The sequence below is a fragment of the Mizugakiibacter sp. genome (assembly GCF_039680435.1).
Classification (GTDB): domain Bacteria; phylum Pseudomonadota; class Gammaproteobacteria; order Xanthomonadales; family Rhodanobacteraceae; genus Mizugakiibacter.
Map to the genome: position 1 here is coordinate 1 of NZ_JBDKSX010000055.1, position 6,066 is coordinate 6,066.

General features: G+C 67.5%; 6 protein-coding genes. All 6 read left to right on the forward strand.

Going from position 1 to position 6,066, the window contains the following annotated elements; translation table 11 throughout:
• A partial coding sequence (locus tag ABFC67_RS05940) for a hypothetical protein (protein WP_346737123.1) occupies positions 1 to 1,791 on the forward strand: 1,791 nt, incomplete at its 5' end.
• The gene (locus tag ABFC67_RS05945; RefSeq protein ID WP_346737124.1) at positions 1,791 to 2,042 is read left to right on the forward strand and encodes a hypothetical protein; all 252 of its coding nucleotides are present in this window, start codon (positions 1,791 to 1,793) and stop codon (positions 2,040 to 2,042) included. The genes ABFC67_RS05940 and ABFC67_RS05945, both read left to right, overlap by 1 nt.
• Positions 2,043 to 2,046: 4 nt before the next feature.
• Entirely contained in the window at positions 2,047 to 2,685 is a 639-nt protein-coding gene (locus ABFC67_RS05950; protein ID WP_346737125.1) for a hypothetical protein, read from the forward strand.
• 28 nt (positions 2,686 to 2,713) lie between these two features.
• Entirely contained in the window at positions 2,714 to 3,571 is an 858-nt protein-coding gene (locus tag ABFC67_RS05955) for a hypothetical protein (RefSeq protein WP_346737126.1), read from the forward strand.
• A gap of 15 nt (positions 3,572 to 3,586) precedes the next feature.
• Positions 3,587 to 5,683 (forward strand): LysM peptidoglycan-binding domain-containing protein, encoded by a 2,097-nt coding sequence (locus tag ABFC67_RS05960; RefSeq protein ID WP_346737127.1) that lies wholly within the window; start codon positions 3,587 to 3,589, stop codon positions 5,681 to 5,683.
• Positions 5,684 to 5,691: 8 nt separating this feature from the next.
• Positions 5,692 to 6,066, forward strand: a 375-nt coding sequence (locus ABFC67_RS05965) for a hypothetical protein (protein WP_346737128.1), incomplete at its 3' end; no start/stop codon positions are given.

Consider the following 6,066-nt stretch of genomic DNA (forward strand, 5'->3'; position numbering starts at 1 on the left):
ATGCCAGAAGCGCGCAAGATCCCGCTGCCCATCGCGTCCGGAGTGGTTCTCAACCAGACTGAATACGAGGCGCAGGGCCGCTACACGCTTGCGGAAGGTGTGCGCTTCAAGGACGGCCAGCCCGAGAAGATCGGCGGCTGGGAACAGTGGAACACGCCGGGCGAGGAACTCACCGGCATCTGCCGGTCGCTCCTGTGCTGGCAGGATTTCAGCTTCAATGTCTGGCACGCATTCGGCTGCGTCGATCGCCTGTGGGTCTATGACCAGGACAAGGCGCGCTCGAACATCACGCCCTTCGAGTCGACGGGAACGCTCACCAACCCGTTCTCGACGACCAGCGGTTCGGCCATCGTCAATGTCGCCGACGCCGCGCATAGCGTCGTCGTCGGTCAGTATGTGAACTTCTCTGGCGCTTCCGCCGTTGGTGGCATCACCATCAACGGCGAGCACCAAGTCGCCAGCGTCGTCGACGCGGACAACTTCACGATCGTCCACTCGTCTGCCGCGTCCTCGACCGCAGGGCCTGGCGGCGGTTCGGTCGCCTTCTCCTACGAGCTCGAGGCCGGGAATGCCAACGTGACCTCGGGCGGCGGCTGGGGCCTGGGGCGCTGGGGCGAGGGCACATGGGGCACTGAGCGGACCTCCGTCACCTTCGTTCAGCTTCCGCGCTATTGGTCCCTCGACCGCTACGGCGAGTATCTTCTTGCCCTGCCGTCGGGCGGGCGGCTTTACCAGTGGCAGAACAACCCGGCCAACCGCGCCGCCGTGGTGGCGAATTCGCCGACCAGCGGCCTTTACATGTTCGTGACGTCGGAGCGGATCGTCGTCGTGCTGGGCGCCGACGGCGACCTGATGCTGATGAAGTGGTGCGACGACGACGACAACACCGTCTGGACGCCCGGCGAGGCCAACACCGCTAACATCCGCCGGCTGCAGGATGGCAACCGCCTGATCGCCGGTTCTCGCCTGGCGCAGGGCATCAACCTCGTCTGGTCCGACACCGCCGTCGTGCTCATGCAGTTCAACGCACAGAACACGGTCTATTCGACGCGCACCATCGCCACCAACTGCGGACTTATCGGCCCGGCGGCCTTCACAGTCGCGGATGGCATCGCCTTCTGGTGGAGCCCGACCGGCTTCTACATGTACGGCGGCCAGATTTCGGAAATCCCGCGCTCCGAGGAAATCGACGAAATCTTCAAGCGCATGAACGACGAGCAGCGGTTCAAGATCCATTGCTACTTCAATGCCGAGTTCCGCGAAGTGTGGTGGCTCTATCCCTCGACCGGCAGCACCGAAACCAACCGCTATGTGTTCGTCAGCCTCGACACATGGGATTGGCACGAAGGCCCCATGGAGCGCACCGCGTTCGGGCTGTGCGACACCCTGGGCAAGATCACGATCTTCGGCACCGACGCGACCGGCGTCATCTACCAGCACGAAACCGGCCTCGATGCCGACGGCGTGGCGCTGGATTGGGCTCTCGAGACGGGCTTTCTCGACCTCGAAAGCGGCAACGTGGGGCTCAACATCGACGGCTACATTCCGGACATGAAGCGCCAGACTGGCGACATCGAGCTCACGTTCACGTCGCGCGACTTGCCGGAAGACACGGCCAACCTCGACGTCGTGACGAAGCAGATCGCCCCGGGCGACACGATCATCGACACCCGTCACTTCGGCCGCCAGGTGAAACTCAAGCTCTCGCAGACCGATGTGCTGGGCGGCGACTTCCGGCTCGGCGCGCAGCGGATCGAGGTTGCGGGCACCGGCACGAAGAGGAACGACTGATGCGCCCTGTATCGCTTGGACGCCCCAATCTCCGCTCCGACAAGATCTGGCGGGATTGGGTCGAAAGCTGCTTTGCCGAGCTCGAGCGCGCAAGCCAAGAGGATCTGTCGGCGGTCGCCGCGGACTTCACCGTCACGAATTTCACGGCAACGCGGACCCTCAATGCCGGAACCGCAACGACCGGCGACATCGCCAACGTGCTTTGCACCCTGATCGACGACCTCCGTAATCGGGGCATGAAGAGGAGCTAGTAAGATGATCCACCCCCTCAACATCATGTCTGGCACCCCATTCCAGCCTGACACATTCAATGGCCGCCCGGTCCAGTATTACAACAATGGACTTTCGGGGCTGTTGAGCCAGTTCACCGGCAATCCCGCTCCCGCACCCGCGCCCAAGCCCGTCGAGTCGTGGCAGACGCAGACGCCCGCCAACGTGACGGAGCTCCTGCGCCAGCTTTCGGCCAATGCCGGGCAGATGGCGATGCCGGGCGGCCCTGTCGGCGGCGTGCAGCAGGGCGCGTTCGGCAGCAACCTTCCGGCCATCAACAATCCGGACATGAGAACCTACGGGCGCACGCCGGGCTATGGCGAGGCGACGTTCTTCCGGCAGTCGATGCAGGGCGGCATGGCGCCGATCGCGGCCATGTCGCCTGTGGGCGTGCCGCAGAACTGGAACCCTACGGGATCTGCACCGACGACGCCGGCCACACCGCCCAAGCCCACGACGCCGACGGCGGCACCCAAGCCCGCCGCGGCTGCTCCGAAGCCGACGCCAAGGCCGACCGCACCGCCGCCCATCGTGCCGCGCCCCATCGCGCCATGGTCGCGCTCCGCGCAGGGCACCACCGAGCAACAGCTCATCGACTACCTCAACATGATCGGCCGCCGCTGATCGCCCCTTCCCGCAAGAGAGGCCTGCCATGAGTTTCCTCGATAACCTGTTCGGCTCGAGCAATCAGACCACGAAGTCGTCCACGACGAGCAACGTGCAACTGCCTGCCTGGGTCGATAACGCCGCGCAGACCAACTACAGGACGGCGCAAAGCCTCGCCTCGCGGCCCTACACGCCCTATCCGTTCCAGCGCATCGCGGACTTCTCGGGCGACCAGAACAACGCCATGGGCATGCTGCGGAACTTCGCCCCCAAGGCGTCAGCGGGAGCAGAACCCTTCAAGGCGCCGCGCCTCATCGACGACATCGGCCCCGGCGGCTCGATCGACGCCTACATGAGCCCCTACGTCGACCAGGTGCTGAACCGCACCCAGCAGCGCATCCGGCAGGCCACCGACATGAGCCGCCAGTGGAACTCGAACATGAGCGCCCACCAGGCCGGCGCCTTCGGTGACGCGCGGCACGGCATCGCCGACGCGCAGATCGAGGAGAGGGGCATCCAGGCCATGGGCGACGCTTCGGCGGAAGCCTACGCATCGGCCTACGACAACGCGCAGGGCTTGCGGCAGTTCGACATCGGGAACCTGTTCAACAACCTGAACATGAACCAGCAGCAGCAGCAGGCATTCCTCGAGTACATCGACGCGCTCTACCGCTCGGGCTCCAACCAGCAGGCGCTCGATCAGCGGTCGATGGAGCTCGGCTACCAGGACTTCCTCGCGCAGCGCGACTACCCGCTCGAGCAGTTCAACCTTCTCGTCTCGGGCCTCAACCAGTCGCCCTATGGCCGCACGGTCACGGAGTCGTCGAGGAACACGACGCCGGGCCCGTCCACGGCCGGGCAGATCCTCGGCACCGTCGGCAACCTCGCCAGCCTGTTCATCTAGGGAAGGGGCACGCACATGGCTACCAAGACCGGCACGACCAAGTCTCAGAACAGCGCCTCTTTCGGCGGCGGCGGCGGCTCAAAGGGCCCCGGCGGCGGCTCGCTTTCCGCCCCCGTCCGCACCGCGCCGTCATCGGCAGCGGGCGCCGGCGGCGCCAGCAGCGGCAGGACCTCGACCGGCGGCCCCAGCCGCGGCCCGACCAGCGCACCCAGCCGCACCGCGCCGTCCAGCGGCAAGGCCCCCAGCAGCGCCCCCAAGACCGGCAGCGGGCAGATCGGCAGCAAGGGCGGCGGCGCGTCCACGCAGCGCCCCGGCGCTGGCACCGGCCCGGCCAAGGCCTCCTCGATCAAGGCGCCGACGACCAAGCTGCAGAGCTACACCGCAGGCAGCAACCTTGCGGGATCCCGGCAGACGGCCGTGAACAAGGTCACGCCTGCTGCAGCGCCGAAGCCGTCGGTGACGCAGGGCTTCATCCGCAGCGCGGCAGAGGCCGCCAGGAACCCGACCGGCGGCGTCCTTGCCGCGCCCGCGCGCACCGCCCCCTCGACCGGCAGAACGCCCGGCCCGACCGTGAAGGCTGGCAGCGGCTGGACGAACCCGGCTGGCGTGCCCGCATCCGTGCAGCGCGCGCTGGCGGCCAGGGGCTTCAATCCCGACGGGACGCGCATGCAGCCGGGGATGATTTCGCGGAATCCCTTCGACCGCACGAAGGAAGTGCAGCAGGAGCGCGCCCGGCTGAACGACCAGCGCGGCGTCATCGCTCGCAACCCCTTCGATGTCACCAGGGAAACGCAGCAACAGCGCGCCAGAGCCAACGATGGCCGGCTCGTCGTCGCCCGCAACCCCTTCGACGTGTCGCGCGAAGTCTCCCTGCAGAGGGACGCCCTTGGCATCGGTCTTCCGGCCCGTGGCCCCATGCCCGGCACGATGACCGCCAATGTTCCCGGCCTCACCGCCGGCAATCCCGGCCGGGTGCCGCCCGGTCTGACCTATCAGGGCGACACCCTGACCGGCTCGCTCATGGGCATGCAGCCGACCGGCCCGACCGTTCAGCAAGCCATTGCGCGCGACCCCATCGGATTTGTCGGCCCCCGGGTCGGAACCGTCGAACCCGGGGCCTTCGCCGATCCGCAGCGCGGTTTCCCTGCCACGCAGCACGCGGCGATGAACAACATCTTGAGCAGGGTGCAGACCGGAGCGATGGCGCCGCGTGCGCCGAAGATCGCCGACCGCGTTGCGCCGTCCATGCCTGGCACTCCCGGCACTCCCGGCACGCGCACCGCGCAGCCTGCTCCGCGCCCGACGGCTCGCCCGCCCGACTTGCGCGGCCCCGTTGCCGACGGCTCCATGCCGTATCCCGGCGCCGACGGCGTGACGGGTGCCGACATCGGCGGCGTCTTCGCCAACCCCGACGCCCGCACGGTCGCCCCCGCTGGCATGCAGAACGCCTACACCGTGCAGCGCGGCGATACCCTCTCCAAGATCGCCGCGAAGAACGGCACGACGGTCCAAGCCATCGCCGAGGCGAACGGCATCAGCAACCCGAACAGGATCGCGCCAGGCCAGACCTTGAGCATCCCGACCGACGCCACGATCCAGCCGATGGGCGGCCCGATGGAAATCGACATTCCCGGCCAGGACGCCCCGGCGCCACGCCCGTATCCGTTCTCGAACTTCGCCAACGAGAGCCTGCCGCCCGGCTACCGCGCCACATACCTCGATCGGCAGCAGTCGCAGGAGCCGGTTTCAGAATCCCCCTCGCAGGGCGATTTCGTCTCGCCCTCGCAGGACGACCGCCGCCCGCAGACCGTGGGCGAGGCCGTGCAGCGCTTCCGCTATGACCGCGACAACGCGCGGGAGGGTGCGCGGGGACTGCCGGGCCGCGTCCTGCAGGCCATCATCAGCGGCGACATGACCAACCCCGACGGCTTCGGCAACTTCCCGGCCATGACCGGCGAGCGCAACCCGCGTGAGCCCCAGCAGCCGCCCCCGCCGTCGGCCTACAACGACCTCATGGCCCAGCTTCTCGCCGCCATGGCCCAGCAGCAGCAGCCCGGAATCACGTCTGGCAACCAAAGCCAGATGGATCTCATCAAGAACACCTTTGTCTGAGGTAGACCATGCCCGGCATTAACGACCTGATCGCCTCGATCATGGGGCAGACGCAGACCGCCCTCGACGCTCCCGCCGCCCCCTGGCAGCAGGAGCTCCTCGAGACGGTGAACCCCGAAAAGGTGAAGCGCCAGAACATCGCCCGCGCGCTGGCGCAGGCATCGACCGCGATGGCCACGACGCCGGGCAACTTCCTCGCGGGTGTGTCGGCGGCGGCCTCGACGGGTGCAGATTCCTATCTGACGGCACGGGACGAGGCGGAAACCGAGCGCGCGCGCGTGCAGCAGCTTGTCCAGATGCAGCAGCAGAGAGACCAGGACCGGCGTCTCGATCTGCTCATGGGCGCCTTGGGCGTGCAGCGGAACCAGATACAGGATCAGCAG

Coding starts and splice junctions, on each gene's coding strand:
- ABFC67_RS05960 (WP_346737127.1), top strand. CDS start 3,587: ATGGCTACCAAGACCGGCACGACCAAGTCTCAGAACAGCGCCTCTTTC.
- ABFC67_RS05945 (WP_346737124.1), top strand. CDS start 1,791: ATGCGCCCTGTATCGCTTGGACGCCCCAATCTCCGCTCCGACAAGATC.
- ABFC67_RS05955 (WP_346737126.1), top strand. CDS start 2,714: ATGAGTTTCCTCGATAACCTGTTCGGCTCGAGCAATCAGACCACGAAG.
- ABFC67_RS05950 (WP_346737125.1), top strand. CDS start 2,047: ATGATCCACCCCCTCAACATCATGTCTGGCACCCCATTCCAGCCTGAC.